The following is a 2920-nucleotide window of genomic DNA, read 5'->3' on the forward strand; positions in this document are numbered from 1 at the left end:
ACGACGAAAGCCCCCCGCGTGTGCGGGGGGCTTTCGTGAAGGGGTGTGCCGCAGCGTCCTACTCTCCCACACCCTGGCGAGTGCAGTACCATCGGCGCTGAGAGGCTTAGCTTCCGGGTTCGGAATGGGACCGGGCGTTTCCCTCTCGCTATGGCTGCGGCGACTCTATGGAACTATCGGTTTTGCGGTTTCCTGACCGTAGTTCGGGAACCGCACAGTGGACGCGTAGCAAATCTTGTGTAACTTGAATGTAAGTCAAGTTGTCGGCCTATTAGTACCGGTCAGCTTCAAGAGTCGTTAGTCCTCTCTTCCACATCCGGCCTATCAACCCCATGGTCTGTAGGGGGCCTTCCGGACCGAAGTCCGTGGAAACCTCATCTTGAAACAGGCTTCCCGCTTAGATGCTTTCAGCGGTTATCCCTTCCCAACGTAGCCAACCAGCCGTGCTCCTGGCGGAACAACTGGCACACCAGAGGTTGGTCCACCCCGGTCCTCTCGTACTAGGGGCAGCCTTTCTCAAGTTTCCTGCGCGCGCAGCGGATAGGGACCGAACTGTCTCACGACGTTCTAAACCCAGCTCGCGTACCGCTTTAATGGGCGAACAGCCCAACCCTTGGGACCAACTCCAGCCCCAGGATGCGACGAGCCGACATCGAGGTGCCAAACCATGCCGTCGATATGGACTCTTGGGCAGGATCAGCCTGTTATCCCCGGGGTACCTTTTATCCGTTGAGCGCCGGCGCTTCCACATGCCACCGGCGGGTCACTAGTCCCGACTTTCGTCCCTGCTCGACCTGTCAGTCTCACAGTCAAGCTCCCTTGTACACTTGCACTCGCCACCTGATTGCCAACCAGGCTGAGGGAACCTTTGGGCGCCTCCGTTACTCTTTGGGAGGCAACCGCCCCAGTTAAACTACCCACCAGGCACTGTCCCTGATCCGGATTACGGACCGAGGTTAGATATCCAGAGTGATCAGAGTGGTATTTCAACAACGACTCCACCATGACTGGCGTCACGGCTTCACGGTCTCCCACCTATCCTACACAAACCACACCGAATACCAATACCAAGCTATAGTAAAGGTCCCGGGGTCTTTCCGTCCTGCTGCGCGTAACGAGCATCTTTACTCGTAGTGCAATTTCGCCGAGTTCGCGGTTGAGACAGCGGAGAAGTCGTTACGCCATTCGTGCAGGTCGGAACTTACCCGACAAGGAATTTCGCTACCTTAGGATGGTTATAGTTACCACCGCCGTTTACTGGGGCTTAAATTCGGAGCTTCGCCTTGCGGCTGACCCCTCCTCTTAACCTTCCAGCACCGGGCAGGCGTCAGTCCGTATACATCGTCTTGCGACTTCGCACGGACCTGTGTTTTTAGTAAACAGTCGCTTCTCCCTGGTCTCTGCGGCCCTCAAACGCTTCCCCACGCAAGGTGGTTCACGCCTCAGGCCCCCCTTCTCCCGAAGTTACGGGGGCATTTTGCCGAGTTCCTTAACCACGATTCTCTCGATCGCCTTAGTATTCTCTACCTGACCACCTGAGTCGGTTTGGGGTACGGGCGGCTAGAACCTCGCGCCGAGGTTTTTCTTGGCAGCATAGGATCACCGATTTCCCACATACGTGGTCACCATCGGGTCTCAGGCATGTGAACGGCGGATTTGCCTACCGTTCGCCCTACACCCTTAGACGTGGACTACCATCGCCACGCTCGGCTACCTTCCTGCGTCACCCCTGTTAATACGCTTGACTACTACGGATCTGGTTCGTGCGCGCCACCGAGCTCCACCCGAAGGCTTCGCCGGCTTTGGGCACTTAGCATCGTCCGCCTCGTCATGGGCGGTTCTTCGCCGGTACGGGAATATCAACCCGTTGTCCATCGACTACGCCTGTCGGCCTCGCCTTAGGTCCCGACTTACCCAGGGCGGATTAACCTGGCCCTGGAACCCTTGGTCATTCGGCGGACGGGTTTCTCACCCGTCTTTCGCTACTCATGCCTGCATTCTCACTCGTGTGGCGTCCACGGCTGGATCACTCCGCCGCTTCACCCGCCACACGACGCTCCCCTACCCATCCACACGCTTGGACCACGAAGGCCATGCTGATGTGTGAATGACACAACTTCGGTGGTGTACTTGAGCCCCGCTACATTGTCGGCGCGGAATCACTTGACCAGTGAGCTATTACGCACTCTTTCAAGGGTGGCTGCTTCTAAGCCAACCTCCTGGTTGTCTATGCAACTCCACATCCTTTCCCACTTAGTACACGCTTAGGGACCTTAGTTGGTGTTCTGGGCTGTTTCCCTCTCGACTACGAAGCTTATCCCCCGCAGTCTCACTGCTGCGCTCTCACTTACCGGCATTCGGAGTTTGGCTGACGTCAGTAACCTGGTGGGGCCCATCGGCCATCCAGTAGCTCTACCTCCGGCAAGAAACACGCAACGCTGCACCTAAATGCATTTCGGGGAGAACCAGCTATCACGAAGTTTGATTGGCCTTTCACCCCTATCCACAGCTCATCCCCTCGGTTTTCAACCCAAGTGGGTTCGGCCCTCCACGCGGTCTTACCCGCGCTTCAGCCTGGCCATGGATAGATCACTTCGCTTCGGGTCTAGACCCAGCGACTCAAACGCCCTATTCGGACTCGCTTTCGCTACGGCTGCCCCACACGGGTTAACCTCGCCACTGAGCACTAACTCGCAGGCTCATTCTTCAAAAGGCACGCCGTCACCCCAGCTAAGGAGGCTCCGACGGATTGTAAGCACACGGTTTCAGGTACTATTTCACTCCCCTCTCGGGGTACTTTTCACCCTTCCCTCACGGTACTGATTCGCTATCGGTCAGCAGGTAGTATTTAGGCTTACCCAGTGGTCTGGGCTGATTCACACGGGATTTCTCGGGCCCCGTGCTACTTGGGATGACTCTG

The 2920-nt window shown here is 57.1% G+C and carries 2 rRNA genes; both read right to left on the reverse strand.

From position 1 onward, the window contains the following. Positions 1-45: 45 nt before the first annotated feature. Positions 46-162 (reverse strand): 5S ribosomal RNA (gene rrf / locus QQX13_RS13750). Between the two features lie 89 nt (positions 163-251). Next, positions 252-2920, reverse strand: a 23S ribosomal RNA gene (locus tag QQX13_RS13755); the annotation flags it as partial.

It is taken from the genome of Demequina lignilytica (assembly GCF_030418375.1).
Lineage (GTDB): Bacteria > Actinomycetota > Actinomycetes > Actinomycetales > Demequinaceae > Demequina > Demequina lignilytica.